Source organism: Haladaptatus sp. DYF46 (assembly GCF_021083305.1).
In the GTDB taxonomy this organism is placed as follows: Archaea; Halobacteriota; Halobacteria; order Halobacteriales; family Haladaptataceae; genus Haladaptatus.
The window spans coordinates 752,684-776,617 of record NZ_JAJFAY010000002.1; the positions used below are offsets into that span (position 1 = coordinate 752,684).

23 protein-coding genes are annotated in these 23,934 nt (G+C 62.1%); 15 read left to right on the top strand and 8 right to left on the bottom strand.

Annotation, left to right across the window (positions count from 1 at the left end; genetic code table 11):
* The first annotated feature begins 93 nt into the window (after positions 1-93).
* The 9 genes from ahaH to LJF34_RS15155 all read left to right on the top strand — a co-directional run bounded on the left by ahaH (position 94) and on the right by LJF34_RS15155 (position 9,055).
* Positions 94-426 carry an ATP synthase archaeal subunit H gene (ahaH, locus tag LJF34_RS15115; RefSeq protein ID WP_231186047.1) on the top strand — a complete coding sequence of 111 codons (333 nt, stop codon included), beginning with the start codon at positions 94-96 and terminating at the stop codon, positions 424-426.
* Positions 413-2,587, top strand: coding sequence for a V-type ATP synthase subunit I (locus LJF34_RS15120; RefSeq protein ID WP_231186049.1), 2,175 nt, complete (start codon positions 413-415; stop codon positions 2,585-2,587). The genes ahaH and LJF34_RS15120 overlap by 14 nt, the downstream gene beginning before the upstream one ends.
* A gap of 200 nt (positions 2,588-2,787) precedes the next feature.
* Positions 2,788-3,060, top strand: a complete 273-nt coding sequence (locus LJF34_RS15125; protein ID WP_231186050.1) for a F0F1 ATP synthase subunit C — start codon at positions 2,788-2,790, stop codon at positions 3,058-3,060.
* 25 nt (positions 3,061-3,085) lie between these two features.
* The gene (locus tag LJF34_RS15130) at positions 3,086-3,667 is read left to right on the top strand and encodes a V-type ATP synthase subunit E (protein WP_231186052.1); all 582 of its coding nucleotides are present in this window, start codon (positions 3,086-3,088) and stop codon (positions 3,665-3,667) included.
* Complete coding sequence (locus tag LJF34_RS15135; RefSeq protein WP_231186054.1) at positions 3,664-4,719, top strand: V-type ATP synthase subunit C; 1,056 nt, start codon at positions 3,664-3,666, stop codon at positions 4,717-4,719. The genes LJF34_RS15130 and LJF34_RS15135 overlap by 4 nt, the downstream gene beginning before the upstream one ends.
* Positions 4,716-5,057 carry a V-type ATP synthase subunit F gene (locus tag LJF34_RS15140; protein ID WP_231186056.1) on the top strand — a complete coding sequence of 114 codons (342 nt, stop codon included), beginning with the start codon at positions 4,716-4,718 and terminating at the stop codon, positions 5,055-5,057. Before LJF34_RS15135 ends, LJF34_RS15140 begins: the two co-directional genes overlap by 4 nt.
* Positions 5,054-6,814, top strand: coding sequence for an ATP synthase subunit A (locus LJF34_RS15145; RefSeq protein ID WP_231186058.1), 1,761 nt, complete (start codon positions 5,054-5,056; stop codon positions 6,812-6,814). The genes LJF34_RS15140 and LJF34_RS15145 overlap by 4 nt, the downstream gene beginning before the upstream one ends.
* Positions 6,814-8,223 (top strand): ATP synthase subunit B, encoded by a 1,410-nt coding sequence (locus LJF34_RS15150; protein ID WP_231186060.1) that lies wholly within the window; start codon positions 6,814-6,816, stop codon positions 8,221-8,223. The genes LJF34_RS15145 and LJF34_RS15150 overlap by 1 nt, the downstream gene beginning before the upstream one ends.
* A gap of 139 nt (positions 8,224-8,362) precedes the next feature.
* Entirely contained in the window at positions 8,363-9,055 is a 693-nt protein-coding gene (locus LJF34_RS15155) for a V-type ATP synthase subunit D (RefSeq protein WP_231186062.1), read from the top strand.
* A 224-nt stretch (positions 9,056-9,279) separates the two neighbouring features.
* Here LJF34_RS15155 and LJF34_RS15160 read toward each other — a convergent pair whose 3' ends face one another.
* The 4 genes from LJF34_RS15160 to LJF34_RS15175 form a co-directional block, all read right to left on the bottom strand.
* Positions 9,280-10,215, bottom strand: a complete 936-nt coding sequence (locus tag LJF34_RS15160) for a branched-chain amino acid transaminase (protein ID WP_231186063.1) — start codon at positions 10,213-10,215, stop codon at positions 9,280-9,282.
* A 203-nt stretch (positions 10,216-10,418) separates the two neighbouring features.
* Positions 10,419-10,820: a DUF5518 domain-containing protein gene (locus tag LJF34_RS15165; protein WP_231186065.1), complete on the bottom strand. Its 402-nt coding sequence runs from the start codon at positions 10,818-10,820 to the stop codon at positions 10,419-10,421.
* Between the two features lie 162 nt (positions 10,821-10,982).
* Positions 10,983-11,642: a 3,4-dihydroxy-2-butanone-4-phosphate synthase gene (gene ribB, locus LJF34_RS15170; protein ID WP_231186067.1), complete on the bottom strand. Its 660-nt coding sequence runs from the start codon at positions 11,640-11,642 to the stop codon at positions 10,983-10,985.
* On the bottom strand, positions 11,639-12,343 hold the full coding sequence (locus tag LJF34_RS15175; protein ID WP_231186069.1) for a CTP-dependent riboflavin kinase: 705 nt from the start codon (positions 12,341-12,343) through the stop codon (positions 11,639-11,641). Before LJF34_RS15175 ends, ribB begins: the two co-directional genes overlap by 4 nt.
* A 304-nt stretch (positions 12,344-12,647) precedes the next feature.
* On the opposite strand from LJF34_RS15175, the gene LJF34_RS15180 reads away from it, so the two are divergent.
* Together LJF34_RS15180 and LJF34_RS15185 are read left to right on the top strand one after the other, a co-directional pair.
* On the top strand, positions 12,648-14,036 hold the full coding sequence (locus LJF34_RS15180) for an alpha-amylase domain-containing protein (protein ID WP_231186071.1): 1,389 nt from the start codon (positions 12,648-12,650) through the stop codon (positions 14,034-14,036).
* 63 nt (positions 14,037-14,099) lie between these two features.
* On the top strand, positions 14,100-14,462 hold the full coding sequence (locus LJF34_RS15185; RefSeq protein ID WP_231186073.1) for a cupin domain-containing protein: 363 nt from the start codon (positions 14,100-14,102) through the stop codon (positions 14,460-14,462).
* Between the two features lie 24 nt (positions 14,463-14,486).
* Here LJF34_RS15185 and twy1 read toward each other — a convergent pair whose 3' ends face one another.
* Together twy1 and LJF34_RS15195 are read right to left on the bottom strand one after the other, a co-directional pair.
* Positions 14,487-15,527, bottom strand: coding sequence for a 4-demethylwyosine synthase TYW1 (twy1, locus tag LJF34_RS15190; protein ID WP_231186075.1), 1,041 nt, complete (start codon positions 15,525-15,527; stop codon positions 14,487-14,489).
* A gap of 60 nt (positions 15,528-15,587) precedes the next feature.
* The gene (locus LJF34_RS15195; protein WP_231186077.1) at positions 15,588-16,391 is read right to left on the bottom strand and encodes a hypothetical protein; all 804 of its coding nucleotides are present in this window, start codon (positions 16,389-16,391) and stop codon (positions 15,588-15,590) included.
* A 264-nt stretch (positions 16,392-16,655) separates the two neighbouring features.
* Between LJF34_RS15195 and LJF34_RS15200 the strand changes: the two genes are divergently transcribed.
* On the top strand, positions 16,656-18,497 hold the full coding sequence (locus LJF34_RS15200; protein ID WP_231186079.1) for a twin-arginine translocase subunit TatC: 1,842 nt from the start codon (positions 16,656-16,658) through the stop codon (positions 18,495-18,497).
* A gap of 65 nt (positions 18,498-18,562) precedes the next feature.
* Positions 18,563-20,365: an arginine--tRNA ligase gene (gene argS / locus LJF34_RS15205; RefSeq protein ID WP_231186081.1), complete on the top strand. Its 1,803-nt coding sequence runs from the start codon at positions 18,563-18,565 to the stop codon at positions 20,363-20,365.
* Positions 20,366-20,451: 86 nt separating this feature from the next.
* Here argS and LJF34_RS15210 read toward each other — a convergent pair whose 3' ends face one another.
* The gene (locus LJF34_RS15210) at positions 20,452-20,634 is read right to left on the bottom strand and encodes a hypothetical protein (RefSeq protein ID WP_231186083.1); all 183 of its coding nucleotides are present in this window, start codon (positions 20,632-20,634) and stop codon (positions 20,452-20,454) included.
* A 114-nt stretch (positions 20,635-20,748) separates the two neighbouring features.
* A complete protein-coding gene (locus LJF34_RS15215) occupies positions 20,749-22,287 on the bottom strand; it encodes an AAA family ATPase (RefSeq protein ID WP_231186084.1) in 1,539 nt (512 codons plus the stop codon).
* 242 nt (positions 22,288-22,529) lie between these two features.
* Between LJF34_RS15215 and LJF34_RS15220 the strand changes: the two genes are divergently transcribed.
* Both LJF34_RS15220 and LJF34_RS15225 read left to right on the top strand, forming a co-directional pair.
* Positions 22,530-23,324: a YqcI/YcgG family protein gene (locus LJF34_RS15220; RefSeq protein WP_231186086.1), complete on the top strand. Its 795-nt coding sequence runs from the start codon at positions 22,530-22,532 to the stop codon at positions 23,322-23,324.
* Complete coding sequence (locus tag LJF34_RS15225) at positions 23,321-23,893, top strand: cysteine hydrolase family protein (protein ID WP_231186088.1); 573 nt, start codon at positions 23,321-23,323, stop codon at positions 23,891-23,893. Before LJF34_RS15220 ends, LJF34_RS15225 begins: the two co-directional genes overlap by 4 nt.
* Positions 23,894-23,934 lie beyond the last annotated feature (41 nt).

The window sequence follows — 23,934 nt, forward strand, 5'->3', positions numbered from 1 at the left end:
GATGAATCCCCACCATTTCGGCCGTCGAGAGGCCGAAACGGTTCCGCAAGTAGTTTATAGCCACTCACGCAATCTTCCGCGTGATTACAGTATATGCCGAGGCCAGAGGTTCTCGAACGAATAAAGGAGGCCGAAACGGAGGCTGACGACATCGTTGCGGACGCCAAAGAAACTCGCGAGGAGCGGATTTCCGAGGCACGCACGAAAGCGGAGGACATCCGCTCGGAAGCCCACGAAGAGGCCGAAGAATCGGAACAGAAACGACTCGAGAGCGCGCGCGAAGACATCGAAGCCGAGCGCGAAAAGCTCCTCGCGGAGGGCGAGGAGGAGCGCGAGGCACTCGAAACGCGTGCTCAAGAAAACGTCGACGAGGCGATAGAGTTCGTCCTCGACAGGTTCAGGGAGGCGGTGCATGCTCAGACCTGAACAGATGAGCAAAGTCTCGGTGACGGGGTCACGAACCGTCATGTCCGACGTCATCGAAACCATCCACGAGTTGAACCTCGTCCACCTGTCGAACTACGACGGGTCGTGGGACGGGTTCGACCCCGGAAACCCGATCAGTGGTGCGGACGATGCGTCCGACAAACTCGTCACCGTTCGTTCCATCGAGAGCATTATCGGTGTGAAGGCGGAGGACGCCGGGCCGCAGCGAATCGTCACCGGCGAAGCGCTGGAGGACGAACTGGAGGACATCCGAGCGCAGGTCAACGAACTCGACGACCGCCGAAACGAACTCGGCGAGGAGCTTCGAAGCGTCGAGGACCGAATCGGCTCGATGGAGCCGTTCGCCGCGCTCGGAATCGACCTCGACCTGCTGTCCGGATACGACCACATACAGGTCGCGGTCGGCGAAGGAAACGCGGACGAAATCGAGCGCGCGCTCGCCGATTCCGAGGACGTTCAGGAGTTCGAACTCTTCACGGAAGGGCAAACGGTCGCCGTCTTCGCGTACCCGGCGGACGACGCGGAGGACGACGCGCTCGATGATGCGCTCGTCGGCGTCGATTTCGCGTCGCTCGACATTCCCGAGGCGTCCGGCAGCCCCGAGGAGTACGTCGCGGAACTCGAACACGACAAACAGAAGCTCGAATCGAAGCTCAACGGCGTCGAAAACGAGCTCAACGACGTGAAACTCGATGCGGCGGGATTCCTGCTCGCGGCCGAAGAAAAGCTCGCCATCGAGGTGCAGAAGGCCGAAGCGCCGCTGCAGTTCGCGACGACGGAGAACGCCTTCGTCGCCGAAGGCTGGATTCCGACCGAGAAGTACGCCGAACTGAAGAGCAACCTCGACAGCGCGGTCGGAGAACACGTCGAAGTGGACGAACTCGAACGCGCGTCCTACGAGGAGAAGGGCGGCCACCACGCGCCGCTCGAAAAGGCGGAGGAGACGGGCGTCGCCACGGACGGCGGCCACGTCACCAAGGAGGAGAACCCGCCGGTTATCCAGGACAACCCCGGCGCGGTCAAACCGTTCGAGGTGCTGGTGCAGACCATCAACCGACCGAAGTACTTCGAGTTCGACCCGACGGTCGTCCTGTTCCTCACGTTCCCGCTGTTCTTCGGGTTCATGATCGGCGACCTCGGGTACGGGGCGCTGTACACCCTCATCGGGTACGTCATCTACACGAAGTTCGACAGCGAGGCCATCAAGAGCCTCGGTGGAATCGCCATCTGGGCCGGTGCGTTCACGATGCTGTTCGGTATCCTGTACGGCGAAGTCTTCGGATTGCACATACTCGGGGAGTTCGTCTGGGGCGGTAACCCACCGATTCACAAGGGACTGCAGCCTGTCGATGGAGAGTTCGCTACCGGTTGGCTCGTGCTGAGCCTGCTGGCCGGTATCGTCCACCTCACCATCGGGTGGGGCTTCGACTTCGTCGAGAACTTGGAACACAGTTTCAAGGACGCCATGACCGAGAGCGGGTCGTGGATCATCATGATGTTCGGCCTCTGGGTGTGGATCTTCTCGGGTGCGGGCGGAAGCGCGCCCGGTCTCCTCTTCGGGTCGGAGAGCGTCTTCAACGGGAACCCGTTCCCGTTCGGGTTCACCGGTTTCCCGGCGTTCAACCTGTTCACGATACCGGGAATTAACTTCCCGTTCTCGGTGTGGCTCCTCGTGTTCTTCCTCGGGCTCGTCCTGCTCGTCGTGGGCGAACCAATCGAGGCAGTCGAGTTCCTCAACGTACTGGTTAACGTCCTCTCGTACACCCGTCTCGCCGCCGTGCTGCTCGCCAAGGCAGGGATGGCCTTCGTGGTCAACCTCCTGTTCTTCGGCGTGTATGAAAGTCACGGTGGTGAGGAATGGCACTTCATGCTCTCACACGGGCCCGATTACGTGCTCCATCACCACGAAGGAGCGAGCATCATGTTCCCCGGACTGCTCCACTCGGGCGTCGCGGGCATCCTCGTCGGACTGCTCATCCTCGTTCTCGGGCACGCGCTCGTCCTCACGCTGGGTATCACCAGCGCGGGACTGCAGGCGGTGCGTCTCGAGTACGTGGAATTCTTCGGCAAGTTCTACGAGGGCGGCGGCGAAGCGTACAAACCGTTCGGCTACGACCGAAGCTACACGACGCAGGACTAGCCGTTCGACTCCTGTTCTTGTTCTTTCATATCAGACTGTCCTCTTTTACGTCCCTTGACACTGGCATTTGCTACCATGATTTAGCTGGTACAGCGCTCGATACAAGCGAATCCGGCGGAACGCTTTGGGAAGTTTTAAGAATCCAGTGACTCGAACTACGACTTGTTCGGCTATAGAGAGCCTACAAAAGGATCAAACCAATGTTCGAAGCTATACTCGCATCTGTCAACACGATCGCACCGCTCTTGCAACAGACCAGCGAACCGGTCGCTGCAATTCCCCCAAAAGCCGCAGCAGCCCTCGCAGTCGGCCTCGCGGCGTTCGGAGCAGGCTACGCGGAGCGCGGTATCGGTGCCGCCGCAGTCGGCGCTATCGCGGAAGACCAGGACCTGTTCGGTACCGGACTGATCATGACGGTGCTGCCTGAGACGCTCGTCATCCTGGCACTGGTCGTCGTGTTCGTCGTTCCTTAGAACACCCTACACACCCTCTTCATCAATGAGCTTGGAAACGGTAGTTGAGGATATTAGAAACGAGGCCCGCGAGCGCGCGGAAGAGATTCGTACGGAAGGCGAATCCCGCGCGGACCAGATTGTCTCCGAGGCCGAGACGGAAGCCGAGGAGATACTCGCGGCGAAAGAGCAGGAGGTCGAGAACCGAATCGAGCAGGAACGGGAGCAGAAACTCTCCAGCGCGAAACTCGAAGCCAAGCAGAAACGGCTCGAAGCCCGTCGCGACGTGTTGCAGGACGTGCGCGCCGACGCCGAGGAGAGCATCGCCACCCTCGGTGGCGACGAGCGCGAAGAACTGACGCGCTCACTGCTCGAGGCGGCCGCGGAGGAGTTCGAGTCGGGGAACACCGTCCGAATCTACGGACGCCCCGACGACGAGGGACTTCTGACCGATATCGTCGCGGACTACGACGGTTTCGAGTACGCGGGTGAGTACGACTGCCTCGGCGGCGTCGTCGCCGAGAGCGAGGCGTCCCGCGTTCGCGTGAACAACACGTTCGACTCGATTCTGGAGAACGTGTGGGAGGACAACCTCCAACAGATCAGTTCGCGGTTGTTCGAGCAATGAGCACGACCGAAGGAACATCGAACTACGAGTACGTCACCGCGCGAGTCAGGGCGCGCAGAGCGGCCCTGTTCGACGAGGAGGACTACCGAAAGCTCCTGCGCATGGGTCCGGGCGAAATCGCCCGCTACATGGAGGAGACGGAGTACGAATCCGAAGTGAACGCGCTCGGCGCGCGCTACGACGGTGTGGACCTCGTGGAGTACGCGCTGAACCGCAACCTCGCGAAGAACTTCAACGACCTGTTGGATTGGGCCGACGGGAAGCTGTATCACCTCATCGCCCGCTACCTGCGGACGTTCGACGCGTGGAACGTCAAGACGGTACTTCGCGGTATCTACGCGGATACCGACGACCAGTCCGTGCAAGACGACCTGATTCACGCCGGTGAGTTCGACGAGGAGTTCCTCACGCGATTGGCCGAAGCGGGTGCCATCGAGGACGTCGTCGAGATGCTCGGAACGACGATTTTCGGCGACAGCCTCGAAGCCGCCTACGACGATTACGAGTCGACTGGCCTGTTGATCCCGCTGGAAAACGCGGTCGACCGGGCCTACTACGAGGGACTGATGGACGGTATGTCGGAGACGGAAGACCGCGCGACGCGGCTGTACATCGAGTTCCTGCAGGCGGAAATCGACTTCCGAAACATCCGCAACGTGCTCCGAATCAGTCGGAGCGGCGCGGACATCGACCCCTCGGAGTACTACATCTCCGGCGGTCGGCTGTTCGACGCGACGGAGTTGGCCCAACTCGCGGGCAGCACGGACGAGCTGATAGCGAGGATTCGAGACAGTCCCTACGGGGACGAACTGGACGAAGCGCTGGACGAGCTTGAGCGAGCCGACAGTCTCATCGGATTCGAGCACGCACTGGATATTGCGCTGCTCGAATACTCAGACCACCTTTCACACGTGTTTCCGCTGTCCGTGTGTCCGGTGCTCGCTTACGTCCTCGCCAAACAGCGCGAAGTCGACAACATCCGTGCCATCGCGCGTGGGCGCGAGGCGGGACTGTCCGAAGACAGAATCGAAGAGGAACTGGTGGTACTATGAGTCAAGAAATCGCCGTCATCGGGAGTCCGGAGTTTACGACCGGATTCCGACTCGCAGGCGTCCGAAAGTTCGAGAACGTTCCGGACGACGAAAAGGACGTGGACTTGGACGAAGCCGTTTCTCGGACGTTGGAAGACGACGACATCGGCATCATCGTGATGCACGACGACGACCTCACACACCTCTCACGGAACGTCCGAAACGACGTCGAGACGAGTGTGGAACCCACCCTTGTGACGCTGGGTGGTGGCGCGGGAAGCGGCGGACTCCGCGACAAAATCAAGCGCGCGATCGGTATCGACCTTATGGACGAAGACGAACAAGGTGATAACGAATGAGCCAGGCAACAGACAGCGACGTCGTCCGTGAGGACGGCGTCATTCAGAGCGTGAGCGGACCCGTCGTTACCGCCACGGACCTCGGCGCCCGGATGAACGACGTTGTGTACGTCGGTGAGGAAGGGCTGATGGGAGAGGTCATCGAAATCGAAGGAAACCAAACCACCATTCAGGTGTACGAAGAGACCTCGAACGTCGCCCCCGGTGAACCCGTCGAGAACACGGGCGAGCCGCTGTCGGTCGACCTCGGGCCGGGCATGCTGTACTCCATCTACGACGGGGTTCAGCGCCCGCTGGACGTGCTCGAAGACAAGATGGGCGCGTTCCTCGACCGCGGTGTCGACGCTCCCGGTATCGACCAGGAGAAGACGTGGGAGTTCACCCCGACCGTCAGCGAAGGCGACGAGGTGGAACCCGGCGACGTCGTCGGGACCGTTCCCGAAACCGAGAGCATCGAACACAAGGTCATGGTGCCGCCGGACTACGAGGGCGGCGAAGTCGTTGCCACGAACGAGGGCAACTACGACGTGACCGAAACCGTCGTCGAACTCGACAACGGCGAAGAGATCGCGATGCAACAGGAGTGGCCGGTTCGCGAAGCACGGCCCTCCGTCGACAAACAGACGCCCCGGACGCCGCTCGTGTCCGGTCAGCGTATCCTCGACGGCCTGTTCCCCATCGCGAAGGGTGGAACGGCCGCGATTCCGGGACCGTTCGGCTCCGGGAAGACGGTTACCCAGCACTCGCTCGCCAAGTGGGCCGACGCGGACATCGTCGTCTACGTCGGTTGTGGTGAGCGCGGGAACGAGATGACGGAAGTTATCGAGGACTTCCCGGAACTCGAGGACCCGCGAACGGGCAAGCCGCTCATGTCGCGGACGTGCCTCATCGCGAACACGTCGAACATGCCCGTGGCAGCACGTGAGTCGTGCATTTACACGGGAATCACCATCGCGGAGTACTACCGCGACATGGGATACGACGTCGCGCTCATGGCCGACTCCACCTCGCGGTGGGCGGAGGCGATGCGTGAGATTTCCTCGCGTCTCGAAGAGATGCCCGGCGAGGAGGGATACCCGGCGTACCTCGCCGCCCGTCTCGCCGAGTTCTACGAGCGCGCAGGTAAGTTCGAGAACATCAACGGCACGGAGGGTTCGGTGTCGGTCATCGGCGCAGTGTCGCCCCCGGGCGGCGACTTCTCCGAGCCGGTCACGCAGAACACCCTGCGTATCGTGAAGACGTTCTGGGCGCTGGACGCCGACCTCGCGGAACGGCGTCACTTCCCGGCCATCAATTGGGACGAGTCCTACTCGCTGTACAAGGACCAGCTCGACCCGTGGTACGAACAGAACGTCGAACCCGACTTCCCGGAGAAGCGTCAGTGGGCGACCGACGTGCTCGACGAGGAGGGCGAACTACAGGAGATCGTTCAGCTCGTCGGTAAGGACGCGCTGCCCGAAGACCAGCAGTTGACGCTCGAAGTCGCGCGCTACCTCCGCGAAGGGTGGCTCCAGCAGAACGCGTTCCACGACGTGGACATGTTCTGTGAGCCGAAGAAGACCTACCGGATGCTCGAAGCCATCGAGACGTTCAACGACGAAGCGTTCAACGCGCTCGAAGCCGGTGTCCCGATGGACGAAATCACGTCCATCGACGCCGCCCCACGCCTCAACCGCATGGGAACGGCCGAGGACTGGAACGACTTCATCGACGACATCGAAGAAAACATCAAAGACCAGCTCAGGGAGAAGTACTAATGAAAGAATACCAGACCATTACGGAGATCAGCGGTCCGCTGGTGTTCGCCGAAGTCGACGAGCCGATCGGATACGACGAGATCGTCGAAATCGAGACGCCGGCCGGCGACACGCTGCGCGGACAGGTGCTCGAATCGAGCGAGGGACTCGTCTCGATTCAGGTGTTCGAGGGAACGGAAGGAATCAACCGGGAATCGTCGGTTCGGTTCCTCGGCGAGACCATGAAGATGCCCGTGACCGAGGACCTCCTCGGACGCGTGCTCGACGGGTCGGGACAGCCCATCGACGGCGGCCCGGAGATCGTTCCGGACCGACGTGACGACATCATCGGCGCGGCTATCAACCCCTACGCACGCGAGTACCCCGAAGAGTTCATCCAGACCGGTGTGTCCGCCATCGACGGCATGAACACGCTGGTTCGTGGACAGAAACTGCCCATCTTCTCCGCGTCCGGGCTTCCGCACAACGACCTCGCGCTCCAGATTGCCCGACAGGCGAGCGTGCTCGAAGACGAGGAAGAGGAGGGCGAAGAGAGCGAGTTCGCAGTGGTGTTCGGCGCGATGGGCATCACGGCAGAAGAGGCGAACGAGTTCATGGAGGACTTCGAGCGTACCGGTGCACTGGAGCGCTCCGTGGTCTTCATGAACCTCGCGAACGACCCCGCAGTCGAGCGGACGGTCACGCCGAGAATGGCGCTCACGACGGCGGAGTACCTCGCGTTCGAGAAGGATTACCACGTGCTGGTTATCCTGACGGACATGACGAACTACTGTGAGGCGCTGCGTGAAATCGGTGCCGCACGTGAAGAGGTGCCGGGTCGCCGTGGCTACCCCGGATACATGTACACGGACCTTGCACAGCTCTACGAGCGTGCGGGTCGTATCGAGGGTCGTGAAGGGTCCGTTACGCAGATTCCCATCCTCACGATGCCGGGTGACGACGACACGCACCCGATTCCCGACCTGACCGGGTACATCACCGAGGGGCAGATCATGATGGACCGCGACCTGAACTCGCAGGGTGTCAAGCCGCCGATCAACCCGCTTCCGAGCCTCTCGCGCCTGATGGACGACGGTATCGGCGAGGGTCTCACCCGCGCCGACCACTCCGGCGTGTCCGACCAGATGTACGCGGCGTACGCGCAAGGTGAGGACCTGCGCGACCTCGTGAACATCGTCGGTCGCGAAGCGCTGAGCGAGCGGGACAACCAGTATCTCGACTTCGCCGACCGCTTCGAGGAGGAGTTCGTGGATCAGGGATTCCACACGAACCGCACCATCGAAGAGACGCTGGGTATTGGCTGGGACCTCCTCTCGATGCTGCCGAAAGAGGAGCTCAACCGTATCGACGAGGAGTACATCGAGGAGTACTACCCCGAAGAGCAGGCGGAAGAAGTCGCCGCCGACTAACGCGGTTTCCGTTTCTTTCATTTTTCGCGCGTAACGGACGAGCAACGCGAGTATTCCGTGTCTCAGTCCGGAGGCACCCGAGCGGAGCGGCGTTCGACTGTAAAGAATTATCCCCTTCCAGTTTCTAGCATCAACCAACATGGCCAAGGACGTCAAACCCACTCGGAAGAACCTCATGGCGATAGAGGATCGCATCGACCTCTCCGAACGGGGGCACGACACGCTGGAGAAGAAGCGTGACGGTCTCATCATGGAGTTCATGGACATCCTCGACCAGGCACAGGACGTACGCTCCGGTCTCGAAGAGGATTACCAGCGCGCACAGCAGACCATCAACATGGCCCGCGCGATGGAGGGCGACGTTGCGGTTCGCGGTGCCGCCGCCGCGCTGCAGGAACACCCCGAAATCACGACGGAGTCGAAGAACATCATGGGCGTCGTCGTCCCGCAGATCGAGTCCTCGAAGGTCAAGAAGTCGCTCGACGAGCGGGGTTACGGCGTCCTCGGAACGAGCGCCCGCATCGACGAGACGGCGGACGCCTACGAGGAACTGCTCGAAAGCATCATCCTCGCCGCCGAAGTCGAGACGGCGATGAAGAAGATGCTGACCGAAATCGAGACGACGAAGCGCCGCGTCAACGCGCTCGAATTCAAACTCCTCCCGGAACTGCACGAGGCACAGGACTACATCGAGCAGAAACTCGAAGAGCAAGAGCGCGAGGAAATCTTCCGGATGAAGAAGATCAAGGCCAAGAAGGAAGAAGAAGAGAGAGCGGAGAAGGAAGCCCGCGAACCGGAAGTGGCGGAAGGCGAAGTCGTCGTCACGAGCTAAATTCGATAGTTTCTATCTGCGGTTCACACCGGAAGGATACAGCGGTGCGTTTCGAGTCGATGAAGTGGACGTCGAAGGCTACGGTATCCCCGGCTTTCCATTCGAAACGATGCCCTTGGGCCGGGGGTGAATTTCACGGGGTCGAGCGAAGTAGTCGAAGCGAAAACGGGATCTATGCTCGGTTTTCGAACAGTTGTGGGTCCCCGAACCGAAACTCGCCGGAGTTATTCTCCGACGTACGTGAACCAGTCTTCGTGGTCGTCGACACGGCGATTGATGAGGTCGAAGAACGCGGACTGGAGTTCCTCCGTCACGGGGCCGCGACTGCCGTTTCCGATTTCCACGTTGTCCACCTGCCGGATGGGCGTGACTTCCGCCGCGCTGCCGGTGAAGAACAGTTCGTCGGCGGTGTTGAGTTCGCCGCGGCTGATGGTCGCGTCGTCGTGGACCGTGTAGCCCATCTCCTCGGCCAGCGTGATGACGCTGTTGCGGGTGATGCCGTCGAGGATGCTCTGGGAGAGACCGGGGGTGAAAATCTCGCCGTCGCGGACCATGAAGATGTTCTCGCCGGGTCCTTCCGCGACGTTGCCTTCCTTGTTCAGGACGATGGCTTCGACGTAGCCGTTGCGGCGGGCTTCCTCGCCGGCGAGGAGGCTGTTGACGTACAGGCCGGTCGTCTTGGCGTTGGTCGGAATCTGGCTGGAGGCGTGTTTGCGCCACGAGGAGATCATGACCTCGACGCCGTTTTCGAGGGCGTCCTCGCCGAGGTACGCGCCCCACGGCCACGCGGCGATGGTGACGTCCGTCGGGCAGTCGCCGGGACTGACCCCGAGGCTGTCGTAGCCGTAGTAGGCGATGGGCCGGATGTAACAGGAGCGGAGGTCCTGACTGTCGATGAGTTCGAGGGTCGCGTCCGTGAGTTCCTCGGGGCTGTACTCGATTTCCATGTCGTAGGGTTTACACGATTCGTAGAAGCGCTGGAGGTGGTCCTCCCAGCGGAAAATCGCCGGACCCTTCTCCGTGTCGTAGCACCGAACACCTTCGAAAACGCCCGTCCCGTAGTGCAGTCCGTGTGTGAGAACGTGGATTTTCGCGTCGTCCCAGTCGACGAATTCGCCGTCCATCCAGATGGTGTCCACGTCCATATCGTCAAAGCTCATACGTCCGCCTCAAGGAAGGCCACGGTAATGAGTTTTGGCGATTGTCCTTGGACGATTGTGTAGGATGGCTCATCGAAGCGTAACAGGCAGTGTGAACGGATATCACTCGGCGGAACGTAGTACCGAAAGGAAGCGTGAGTTCTCGAATCGTTCGTGCGGCGAAAATGGAGTCGTTCGGTGTTCGACGTGTTCGACGGCTGGTATCAGGCCGGGCGCGCATCGCTGCGCCGTGCCGAGCGTCCCTTCAGCCACGACCCGAGTGCGCCACCGACGGCACCGGGGATTGCGGCGACGACGACGTACACTACGCCGAAGGCGAACAGGCCCATGGTCGGGATGAGACCAGCGGCCAGCAAGCCTGCAAGAGTCAGGATGACGAGTGCGACGATCGCCCCGGCAGCGGTTGCGACACCACCGTTGAGCGCGCCGTCATCGAGTTTGATTCCGGACACGTAACCAGCCACGAGACCGCCGATGATACCGGTCAAGCCAGCGCCGACGATGGGAAGCGCCATGTCGGTGAACGGGACCGTTGCCCCACTGAGCAAGCCGACGATGATGGTCGCGACGATTCCGTATACGATCGCTCTTAGTTTGAAGTCCATACCTACTATATCGACTTCTAGAAGCATCAACATTTTTCATAATTTAGATACATATTCCGACATTACCGCAACGCGGAGCGGGGATTTCGTTAGTAAACGCGAGTATTACGGCCCGTGGACGCCGATTTTACGGTCCGAGAAGGGAGAGTGCGGCAAAAAGAATCAGCCGAGGGATTCGATTATCTCCGACCCTTCGAGATACGGAAACTCGTGACGCTCGGCGTAGGCGCGTGCGTCCGCCGGCGAAAGCGCACCGCCGGTTTCGTCGTCCAGCATTTCACAGACGACGACGGCGGGGGACCGGTCCGCCGCCGCCGCGAGGACGACACCGAGTTCGGTGTGGCCCTGTCGCTCGGCCAACAGGCCGGGTGCGGCTTTGAGCAGGTGAACGTGGCCGGGCGCACGGAACTCGCCCGCGAAGTCGGTGTCGTCGGGTGATGCGGCCGCGCGTGCGAGTTTCCGAATCGTTAGCGAGCGGTCGTCGTCCGTGATGCCGGTGTAGGTATCGCGGTGATTGACGGTCAGCGAGAACGAAGAGCGGGAATCGTAGCCGAGGTCGTGGCCCTCGCTCGCGGGGTGGTCGATGATTTCGTCCATGTAGTCGAGTCCGAACCGCTCGGCGACGTCGTGGGAGAGTGCGGTACAGATCAATCCTCCGGCGTCGTTTCGAAGGCGCGAGACGGCGGCCGGCGTGACGGCTTCGGCGGGATAGATGAGGTCGGTTTCGCCTTCCCGGTCGTCCGCGTCGTGGACGAGAAGGGGCGACCCGTCGCGAAACGCGGCGACGGCCTTCTCGACGGACGCCGCGGCGGTTTGACTCATTGGACCTCCTCGATGTACACGGTCACGTGGTCGCCGTCTCCCAGTCCGAGTTCGTCGCGGAGTTTCTCCTCCGCGATGAGTTCCAACTGGTCTTCGTCGTGGTGGGTTCGTTCGGGCGCGATGACGTGGACCGGTTCGTAGGACTCGCCGTCGGTCGTTTGGACGGCCGCGGGATAGCAGACTGCGGGGCCGTAGGTTCGGTCGCCGTCCTCCCACGCGTCGATGGAAACGGGAGCGAGCGCGTCCATCGCGGAGCGAGCGCGAACGCTCTCGGCGGAGAGTTCGACGTTCAAGGTTCCCGGATACGGTTCGTAGCCCAACCGGTCGATGAACTGTTCCATGTAGCCCGACAGGGAGATGTAATGTTTGCCTTCGCCCATGCCGCCGGTTACGGTTCCGGAGAGTTCGACGCCGGAGAGGTCCTCGAAGATACGACGATAGTCCTCGTACTCGCGTTTCAGTTCCCATTCGCCGTCGTCGGTGATGGCGACCCACTGCCCGTTACTGACGATTTCGCGCGTGATGAGGCCCGTATCGTCCAAGCGCTGGAGACGGCGCGATGCGGTCTGATTGGACGCATCGAGACGGTCGGCGAGGTCGGCACAGGACACTTTGACCTCGCTTTCGAGCGCCCCGTCGAGGGCGAGAAGCTTCAACGCGGCGAGTTCGTCGTACCCGACCACGAGCGATGTCGCTGACATACACGATACTCCGTGCTTGGTTCGGTTAAGCGTACCGGAACCGAGATGCGTAACAGAAATGTTATAGAGTGAGTGCGGATGGACTGCTGGGGCGGAAGATAGAGTGCGACAGCATCTAAGTGTGCTGATTTTCGGCGGAAAGCGCCCGGTTTACCACGAGACTCGAAGCCATGCTACGCCGACCCTCGAATCGAAGTAGAGGGCATTCCCCGCCGTCCTCCCGGATTTAGAGATGGAACCGTGTTTGAAATTTAGTTGAATGGTGTCTAGATTAAAGTGTGTTGTGATAATACGTAATAGATGCATGGTTGCAGAAGATAACGTAACTCACACAGAAAACGGTCGAAAAGCGCAATCAGCGGCGGAAGAAGGGAGAAGGGAAAAGACAAACGAGAGAGCAGAAGCGACGGACAAAGGGGGGGCCAGACGAGCGGACCTGACGCGCCGGGCGTTCGTCGGCGGCCTGTCCGTCGTCGGTTTGGGGGCCGGACTGCCCTCACTCTCGGACCGTGCAGCGGCGGCGGGTGAACCGGTGCACTTCCAGTACTTCCACGAGACGTGGCCGACCATCACGGACAACCTCTCGACGGTCGCCGACAGGGGATACGACGCGGTGTGGATACAGGCACCACAGAAGAGCGACCTGACGTGGAGCGACCAGAGCGGACGCAACGACCCGCCGCTCGGCTACCAACCGGTCGATTACACGGTGTTCGACAGCGAGTTCGGTACGGAGAGCGAACTCCAAGCGCTCATCGACGAGGCGCACAATCAGGGGTTGGCGGTGTTCGTCGATTGCGTGATGAACCACATGGCGACGGGATACGACTACGACTTCCCTCGTTTCTCGTACAACGATTTCCACCACGACGTCGGGTCCATCGACGACTGGAGCGACGACCATCAGGTCGAACACGGCGAACTCCTCGGACTCCCCGACCTCGCCCAGTACGAGTCGTCTTCCTCGGAGTACGTGCGCGGCGAGTTGATGAACTACATGCAGAAGATAGCCTCCTTCGGCGCGGACGGCTATCGCTTCGATGCGGTCAAACACGTCGAGGAGAAGTACTGGCGCGACTACGCGAACCCGAAGGCCGACGAACTCGGCATGAGCCGAATCGGCGAGGTGTACAGCGGAAACGTCGATTACGTGCAGGGGTACGTCGATACGGGGATGGACGCGTTCGACTATCCGCTGTACTACACCCTCAGCGACGTGTTCTCCGGCGGCGACATGAGTCAACTGCAAGGTGCGGGTCTCGTCGGTCAAGACCCGTTCCACGCCCACCCGTTCGTCCAGAATCACGACGCGGGCGCGCCGTCGCAGTACCACCTCGCACACGCATTCGTCCTCACGAGCGAGGGCGTGCCGATGATTTACAACCTCTACCCGAACGCCATTTTGGACGACAGCGACGTCAACAACATGGTATGGGTGAAGAAGAACCTCGCCGGCGGCGAAACTTACTGGCGGCACGCGGACAGCGACCTCGGCGTTTACGAACGGTACAACAACCTGCTTGTGGGTATCAACAACGGCGGAAGCAGTCGCACCCAGTCGGTGTACACCTCGTGGACGAACACGACGCTCCACGACTACAGCGGCACGGCAGGAGACGTGACCACGGGGAGCGACGGATGGGTCGATATCACGGTTCCGTCGGAAGGCTGGGTGTTCTACGCGCCGAACTGAACACGACGGGTCTTGCCCGTTTCCACAGATAGAACACCTCCCGTTTCGAGCACTCGAACGCCGATGGAGAAAGTCAACCTCGACGCCGCGTTCGACACGTTCGATGAACACGGAGCCCCTCGACTCGCCGCCGAATTGAACGGACAGGCCGTCAAACTCGCCAAACTGGAAGGGGAGTTCGTCTGGCACCACCACGACGACGCGGACGAGATGTTCCTCGTGACGAGCGGGGAACTCCGAATCAAACTACGGGAAGAAGACGACGTCGTGCTGGAGGAGGGTGAGTTCCTCGTCGTTCCGCGGGGAGTGGAACACAAGCCGGTATCGGAGGAGGAAACCGAGATACTCCTGTTCGAACCGGCGGGGACGACCAACACCGGGAACGTGGAGAGCGAGTTGACGAAAACGGACCTCGAACGGGTGTAGGCAGACCGACCGCGGTTATGCCATCTACCCACCCAGCGGCGTCCACGTCGTCGAATCGCGCTCCCAGAACTCGCTGTCCTTTTTGAGTTTCGGCACCCACGTGTCCTCCGTCTTCGAGAGCAGCGCGACCCGGGAGGCCGGAACCTGCTTCAACACGTCGTGGTCGGGCATGTGCTCGCCAACCCGTTCGGTGAACTCGACCACCTCCTCGTGGTCGAGCATGGACGAGCGGTCGAGTCGGCCGCGCGAGTGGCCGACGTGCATGTACGCCTTGAGTTCGACGAAGTCCGGGTCGGCGCGCTCGTAGAAGGCGGCGTACCAGTCGGGGTTGGCGACGTTCTCCCCGCCGACGAGCGTGGTTCGGATGACGGTTCGCGTCTCGTCCTTTTCCGCCAGTACGTCCATCGTGTCGATAAGTTTCTCCCACGCGTCGTCGTCCACGGCACGAACGACATGGTCGAAGGTGGCGCGGTCCGCGGCGTCCACGCTGACGTACAGTTGCGTCGGGTCGCAGCGTTCCAGCATCTCGGGGTTCGTCCCGTTGCTCACGAGGAACGTGGTGATGTTCCGGTCGTGGAACGCCTCGATGAGTTCCGGGAGGTAGGGATACAGCGTCGGTTCGCCGTCGAGCGAAATGGCGACGTGGCGCGGTTCCATCGATTCCTCGAAGATTTCCCGCGGCACGTCGTCGTTCCCGCCGAATCCCGAGAGCAGTTTGCGCTGGAGGCGAATGCTCGCGTCCACGACTGCTTCCGGATCGTCCCACTCCACGTCTCCTAATTCGTAGGAGTGGCCGCGGTGGTCCCGCCAGCAGAAGACACAGCGCTCGTTGCATTTGACGACCGGCGTCATCTGAATGCAACGATGGGACTCGATTCCGTAGAAGATGTTCTTGTAGCACTTCCCTTCCCCGCGGAGCGCGTTTGCCGTCCAGCCACAGGTCTGGGCTGCGGTGTGGTTCTCGTGATGATAGTTCGGGGAGTCCACCTGTTTGGGGCCGTCATCGGAACTCGAAGGGTTCCGTTCGCTCGCCGACCTCTCCTCGGCGGTGTCCGATTCACTCATTGACGGATGAATGTCGTCCAACGGTAAAACGTTCTTTCCTCTCGTCCGAACCCGGTTCGTTCACGGGGAGCGCACCTTGGACCGGAACGCCTCCGGAGCGGTGTCGGGGTGGATGGCCGACGAGAGGTCGGCCGAGTACACCATCGGCCACGGCAGACCGCGGGTCACGCGCAGCGTGTCGCCGTCGATTCGAACGTCGCGAATCCGCCGCCACGGGACGAGGGAACCGCCGACTTGGCTGTCCGGCCTGATGAGCAACCCGTCGTCCAGCGCGACGAGTTCGACCTCCTGGTCGCCGGTCAACAGCGACCCGATGGTCGTCCCGATGAGCGTTCCGACGAGTGTCGCGGAGACAAATTGGACCGTGACGAAATTGCCGAGTATCAGATTGACCACGGCAATTCCGATGACACTGGCAACCAGCGCGTGTGGCAGTTCGTAGAACTGCGATTTGGTGGCGATGACGTTCGCTCGGACCGACCGTGTCTGGTACAGTATCTCCGCGTACCGGCCCGACGCGAGGGCCGTCGTCACGAGCGCGACCACCGCAAAGACCGATAGCCGGATGAGAAATCCGGTCGTGGGTTCGTAGTCGGAGTAGGTATCCGCGAGGAGGGCACCCACGAGGGGAAGGACGCCGACGATGGCGAACGACCAGCGAAGCCGGGAAGACACCGCGCGGTCGAGTTCGTCGCGGAACTGCTCGGCGGCGGTCCACCCGAGAAGGGTGACGAGAAGACCGATTTCGATTTCGTTCGCGGGCGCGTCGGGCCACAGCCACGGGAGGGAAACGGCGACGGCGCTCCCGAGAAAGAACCCGAGGGCGATGCTAAACGGGCGAAACCGGGGAGGGCGGAGCTGCATGCGAAATGATTGTATTTCTAACCTTATCAGTGATTCGTTAGTTCAGAACGAATGGAGGAGGACGAGAACCGCCCGAATCGCTCCGGGAGGTTCTCGAACGAGCCACCGCGTCCGACCCGGAGGAGCGCTACGGGACTGCGCTGGCCTTCGCGGACATGCTCCGCTGGTCGGTGCGGAACGGGTAGCACCGGAACACGACTCCGGCGAGCAAAGTTGATAGCTGAGCGAGACGTTACTGAGGGTGCGGTTTGGGGAGGAGTTCGCGTGGGGGCACTTGGATACGACAGACTTGGAGGAGTGGCGGGTATCGCGCTTCGGAGGGTTCGCTCCGAACTACGGCTGGCGTTCGTCGTCTTCGTGGGGGGATTTCTGGGGACCTTCTACGGGCTTCGGTACTGGATATGGCCCGCACTGGAGCAGCAACTGCTGGAGTCGAAGGCCGTCGTCGTCGCGGTGACGCCGTTCGACGTGGTCCTACTACAGGCGAAATTGGGGCTCATCACCGGGATACTGATGGCCGCGGTTTTTCTCGTCTATCGGACGCGGAGGACGGAGCGGGGTGGGGACCTCTCGCTGCCGGGAACGCGGCGGACGCGACTGCTCGTCGCGGTGATAGTGGTCGCCCTGTTCGGCGGCGGCGTGGCCTACGCCTACTTCGTCTTCCTCCCGCTGTTGTTCGACTTCCTCGTGACCAACGCGATTCAATCGGGGTTCCAGCCGACCTACTCCATCGTGGAGTGGACGCAGTTCGTCCTCCTGTTGACGGTGGTGTTGGGGTTCACCGCCGAACTGCCGTTGCTCATGGGCGGATTGGTGTACACCGACATCGTCCCCTACGACCTGTTCCGGGACCGCTGGCGCTACGCCGTCTTCGGCATCGTCGTCCTCAGTTCGATGGTGAACGGGTCGCCCGACCCGTTCTCCATGTCGCTCGTGGCGATTCCGATGACGACGCTGTACTTCGTCGGACTCGGTTGTGCGAGGCTCGTGGACCGCGGGAGTCGAGCCGGCGGCGAAGGAAGGCGTCCCGCCGATATCGACCTCGCCGAACTCGACGCCGCGGGAATTCGTTCCGCGCCGCCGGAAGCGTTCGACTCGCTCACGGAACACGAGGCGCTCGAACTGGCGGATGCGGCGCTGGACGATGGCGACCACGAGCGGGCGACCGCCATCCTCGACCGCTTCGACGCGACGAGCGCGGACAGGAACGACGGAGAAGAGGAACGAGCGGGGCAATTCGGTGAACAGGAACGCACCGACGAAAGCGGATTGACGACCGCGGTCGAGGGAACCGCGGCCCGGATGGCGTCGGTGTTCACGGAGGAGGAGAAAACGGAGGACGACATCGGCGGGTACTACTACGACCTTCGGTTCGTGGTCGGAAGCTTGAGGGGAAAGTCAATTCGCCTCGCGGGGGTGTTCATGGCAGTCGTCGCGGCGACGTTCACGTTCCTCTACGGCGGCGGCATCGGCGCGATAAAACGGGATTTCCTGACGGAGCTTCCGGCGGGGGTGAATCCGGACGCGTTGAACATCGTCCTCCTGCATCCGGTCGAAGCCCTCGCGTTCGAGATGAAGGTGAGCGTCATCGCGGGTGCGATGGCGGTGCTGCCGCTGGTGCTGTACTACGCGTGGCCAGCGGTCGAATCCCGGATGGGTGCGCGCGCCGACCGGAACGTGTTCCTCGTCTGGGGTGGCGCACTGACGGTGGGCCTACTGGCGGGGAGTTTCGTCGGCTACCGCTACGTCGCGCCGGAGGTCATCTCCTACCTCGTCGCCGACGCTCGCGCCGCGGACATGATAATCGCCTATCGGACCGCCGCGTTCTTCTGGCTGGTGTTCGCCTTGACCGTCGGTGTCGGTCTGTTGGCCGAAGTTCCGGTGACGATGCTGTTGTTCCATCACGGGAACGTCGTTCCCTATCGGACGATGCGGCGGCGCTGGCGTGAGGTTTCCGTCGGCGTGCTGTTCGTCGCGGCGATGCTTCCGGGGGGCCTGCTGTTGATGCTGTTCGTCGCGCTCGCGGTCATGGTCGCATACGGCGTCGGGTTGGCAGTGCTGTGGGCGGACTCGCTGGGCGGGCGGTTGTTACGGGTGGCGACGTAGACCCTTCGACCCGCGACCGGAGTCGTTCAGAAACCCCTTTACCGACCGCCCGGGAACGGACTGGTATGTTCCTGACGTTCAGGGAAGAAGTCGAGGAGGCCCTTCTCGGGGCACTCTCCAGCCTCGACCTTCCGACCGACGACCTCGGAATCGAGACCCCCCCGGAGGGCGTGGACGCCGTGCTCGCTTCCAGTGCGGCGTTCCGACTCGCCGGGGAAGTCGGCGCGCCGCCACCGAAAGTCGCGGCCGACATCGCGGCCGAAATCGACGCCGACGACTACGATCACATCGCGGCGGGGGTTGGGCAGGGTCCGTACGTCAACTTCCTGCCGAGCGACGCGTACTACGAGGAGACGGTCGAAACGGCACAGGACGACGAGTACGGCCGCCTCGAACCGACCGGCGAGAGCGTCGTGGTCGAACACACGAGCGCCAATCCGACCGGCCCGGTTCACGTGGGACGTGCGCGCAACCCGATTACCGGGGACGCCATCGCGCGCATTTTGGACTTCGCGGGTAACGACGTCGAGCGCCACTACTACGTCAACGACGCGGGCCGCCAAATCGCGGTGTTCACGTGGGCGTACGAGACGTTCGACGAGGAGGACCTCCCGGAACCCGAGCGCGAACGCGCCGACTACGACCTCGTGCGCTACTATCGCAAGGGGAACGCCTATCTCGAAGAGGCGGATCCGGAAGCCGTCGACGAGGCAGAAACGGAAATCGCCGCGATTTTGCGGGGCCTCGAAGAGCACGACGAGGCGACCTACGAGCGCATCAGCGAAGTGGTCGACACCGTCCTCTCCGGAATGCGCGTCACGTTAGACCGCCTCCCCGCGGAGTTCGACGAGTTCGTCAAGGAGACGCGGTTCATGTTCGACGGAAGCACCGACGACGTGGTGTCCCGTCTGAAGGAGAGCGAGTACGCCGTCTACGAGGACGACGCGTGGCAACTCGACCTCTCGGAGTTCGGCTTCGAGAAGAACCTCGTCTTCCTGCGTTCGGATGGAACCAGCCTGTACATCACTCGTGATTTGGCCCACCACGAATGGAAACTCGACAACTACGACCGCGCCGTGACGGTCGTCGGCGAGGACCACAAGCTACAGACCGACCAACTCGCCCAAACCCTCGAAATCCTCGGTAACGACACCGACACGTTGACCGCGTTCCACTTCTCGTGGGTCAACCTCCCCGAGGGTGGCATGAGCACCCGGAAAGGAACCGGCGTCGATATGGACGACCTGCTGGACGAGGCCGAAAAGCGCGCCCGCGAGGAGGTCGAAAGTCGGATGGACGACCGCATCCGCGACGACGACCTCACCGAGGCCGATATCGACCGCATCGCCCGGCAGGTCGGCATCGGCGCGGTTCGCTACGACATCATCTCGAAACAGCCCACGAAGAGTATCACGTTCGAGTGGGAGCGCGCGCTCGACTTCGAAGCCCAGAGCGCACCGTACGTCCAGTACGTCCACGCGCGCTGTTGTGGAATTCTCGCGGAAGCGGGCGAGGTGCTCCGCACCTCGGATATGGCGAGCGGTGATGAACCGCGAGCAGATGGGGAGATTCCATCCGAAATCGACCCGTCCGTCCTCGATTCCGAGCCGGAACGGGATCTCATCGAAGTCATCGCCCGCTTCCCGCACGTCATCGAGGAGGCCGCGGCGGACCTCGAACCGCACGCCGTCGCCACTTACACCCGCGAGTTCGCGGAGACGTTCAACACGTTCTACCGCGAGTGTCCGGTCCTGACCGCCGAGGACGAGGAGGTCCGCGACGCCCGTCTCGCGTTGGTCGCCGCCGCAAAGCACACCATCGCGAACGCGCTGGGCGTCATCGGCATCGAAGCGCCGGAGTCGATGTAGGTCGAATCACGCCGGTAAACGAATATCGAGTGGGAACGAAAAGAACCGCAACGCGGCGGAATCGTCGGCGAACGACGCAACACTGGTTACGGATGTAGATGACGGGAGCGAACCGCCGGGAGGGTGGCCAGCCACGAATCGACGTGGATGAACCCCGCCGCCCCCGAGAGGCTTCCGCCGACGTACAGAATTCCGGCGTAGGCTAATCCGAGCGCGACGAGGAGGAACAGGACTATCCACCAGAACGGAACCGAATCATCGTTCGCCATTTCCTTCAATAAAGTACAGCTAGCTACTTGATTATTCGCCACGTTACGAAATGACTCGCGGTTGCAGGGCCGACGACCGAAGGGGAGAAAAGACGAGGACGAAAGGAAAAGCGATTATCGGAACAGGGAACCGATTCGGCCGAAGAGTCCGTTCTTTTCCTCACCATCGTCCCCGTCGCCGTCGTTTTCGTCGGAACCGAGGCCGGGGCGAACAGTTTCGTCCTGAAACGGAACAGCCTCCACATCGTTCCCCTCCTCGTCGTCCGGTTCGGCCTCGACGATTTCGTCCGGTAGGTCGGCGGAGGAGTCCGCGGTTTCCTCGGACGCCGATTCGGCGTGTCGGTCGGTTTGGTCGGAGAGGACGGTATCGAACTCGTCGGCGTCGTCCCGTTCGGTCACGGATTCGTCGGAGGGAGTGGCCGTATCCGCGGTCGGTTCCGGAGCGTCCGCATCGTCCGTCGGGATATCGGCGTCGAGCGGCGGACCGTCGGCGTCATCTACGACCTCCTCGGAAGCCACCTCCGTTTCTAGCGGTGCCGGTTCCGCGGACGGCACGGAACCGTCCGCGTCGTCGCCGGTTTTGACGACTTTCCGGTCGATGAGTTCGTGAACCGGGTCGGAAGCGGAGTCCGAGATTTCGGACGATGAAGTCTCCGATTCGGGTTCCGTTTCCGACTCCGATTCGGGTTCCTGTTCGACTTCCGGCGCTGATTCGGAGTCGAGCGGGGAATCGAACGGGGAAGATTCGGTTTCCGAATCCGAAGCGGTCGCCGCCGAGTGAGACGCCGTCGGGTCGGGGTCGGCGTTTTCGTGTTCCGCGGGTTCCGACTCCGGGGACGGATCGAAACCGGGGGACTCCTCGGGGGTACCGAGTTCGAATTCGGCGTCGGAAAGCGACGGGACGTTCGACGCCGACGTGTCGGGTTCGCCGGAGAGTTCGGGGGTGTCCGTCTCCCCGGAGAGGATGTTCGAGAGTTCGCGGTAGGCCGTCGCCGCGGGACTGTTCGGCGAAAAGAGGGCCAGCGGCCGACCGGCGTCGATTCCCATCGGAACGGTTTCGTCGTCCGGGACGACGGTGAGAACGTCCGTGTCGAGCGTTCCTTCCACGTTGTCCGCGTTGAGGATGTCGTTTCCGCGCTGGGTGAGGACGGCACCGCGAACGGTTCCCTCGACGCGGGAGGTGAGTTCCGCGGTTTTGGCGGTGTCCCGCACGGAAGCCACGTCGGGCGTGGTGACGAGGAGAACGTCGTCCGCGAGCGAGAGCGGGAGGATGGTGTCGTAGCTGATGCCGGCACCCGTATCCAGCAGGACGTACTCGTACTCCTCCCTGAGTTCGGCGACGACGCGCTGCAGTTGAGCCGTCTGTGATTGTGCGAACGTGTAGATATCGGTACTGCTCGGCAGCACGTCGATATCGCCCGGCGCGTGGTAAATCGCCTCCTCGACGGTCGCATCGTCCGAGAGCACTTCGTGGAGCGTCGCACCGTCCATTTCGAAGTCGAGGTAGCCACCGACGTTCGCCATCCCGAGGTCCGTATCCACGACGACAACCCCGTGGTCCGCCGCCGCGAGCATCGCCCCGAGGTTGATTGCGGTCGTCGTCTTCCCCACACCTCCCTTGCCGCTTGCAACCGCGAACACTGTCCCTGTCATGGTCGTTGTGTCAAACCGAACAACAGCACGTATATAAACCTAGTCCGTTAGAGGATGCAAATTATAAGACAGCCAACACGGCGCGTTCGTCCCATCGAAGCGGAGTGTACCGCCAGCGGGAGTTTTCGTGAATCGTACTCGAATCGGTTCGAACGCCCGTACATATCATCCCATCATCATTCAAATCGGTCGACTAGCCGCCGGTTCAAAAGGCATACTACCGCTCGCTCCGAAGGGCCGATATGAACGAACCGGGTATCGACGTGCTGATGGACCAAGCCGCCATCCGGCGTCGCGTTGACTCGGGGAGGGTTCCGGATTGGGGCGTCGACCACTACGAGAGCTTTCGTGACGGCCTGCTCGGGGAACGAAACGGGACGCCGTTCCCGTGTTACTTCGGCATCGAAACCGAACGGGAGGGCGACGCGCTGTACACGTTCTGTCCGTCGATGACCGACAAGGACGCGCTCCTCTCGCTCGGCGAAACCATCGTCGAATATCACGAGGTGTACGAGGACCACAGCGAACGCACGCCGCTGACCGTGTTCTTCCGACCGACGGAAGAGACGTTCACAGAAGCGGAGTATCACGAGTCGATGTGGCACGTATTGCAGTTCCTTCACGTCCACGACCCGGAACCGTGGCCCGAGGGGATTCCGACCGACCCGGACGACAACGAGTGGGAGTTCTGTTTCAACGGCGAACCGATGTTTCCCACCTGCCGCGCACCGTTTTACGAGGACCGGAAAAGCCGCTACTGTCCCGTCGGCCTCGAAATCACGTTCCAACCGCGGTCCATCTTCGAGGGCGTGACCGCGGACACGGAGCGCGGAAAGCGGGCGCGGGAAATCATTCAGGAGCGGATGGAGAGCTACGACGGCGCGTGTCCGCACGCGCAACTCGGCGACTGGGGCGTCGAAGGCGACCGGGAGTGGCCCCAGTACCTGTTTTCGCAGGACGAAGAACAAGCGCCCGACGAATGTCCGATTCGGACCACCCGCGAACACCCGAAGAGCGGGGTTCTCATCGGCGCATGACGCCCGAACTCGACCTTCCGAACGACGCCGTGCTGCTCGCCATCGACTTCCAGCGGGGCTTTTCCGACCCGGCGTGGGGCGAGCGCAACAACCCCGACGCCGAGGAGCGGGCCGAAGAACTCCTTCACGCGTGGCGGGAGGCGGAGCGGCCCATCGTTCACGTCCGGCACGATTCGACGGAGGAGAACTCGCCGCTCCGCGGCGATTCGGACGGCTTCAGGTTCATCCCCGAGATGGAACCGACCGACGACGAGACGGTCTTCGAAAAGCGCGTCAACAGCGGCTTCATCGGGACGGAACTGGAGGCGTGGCTCCGCGACGGCGGATACGAAACCGTCGTCGTCGTCGGGTTGACCACGGACCACTGCGTTTCGACCACGACGCGGATGGCGGAGAACCTCGGCTTCCGGCCGCTCCTCGTCTCGGACGCGACGGCGACGTTCGACCGGGTGGCACCAGACGGGACGGAAATTTCGGCCGAGACCAACCACCGCGTCGCGCTCGCACACCTCGACGGCGAATTCGCGGCGGTCGTGGAGACCGACGACCTGCTGTCGGCGGTGACGTGATTTTTCCCTCGAACATCGCGCTAACACCCCGCAAGCGAGGT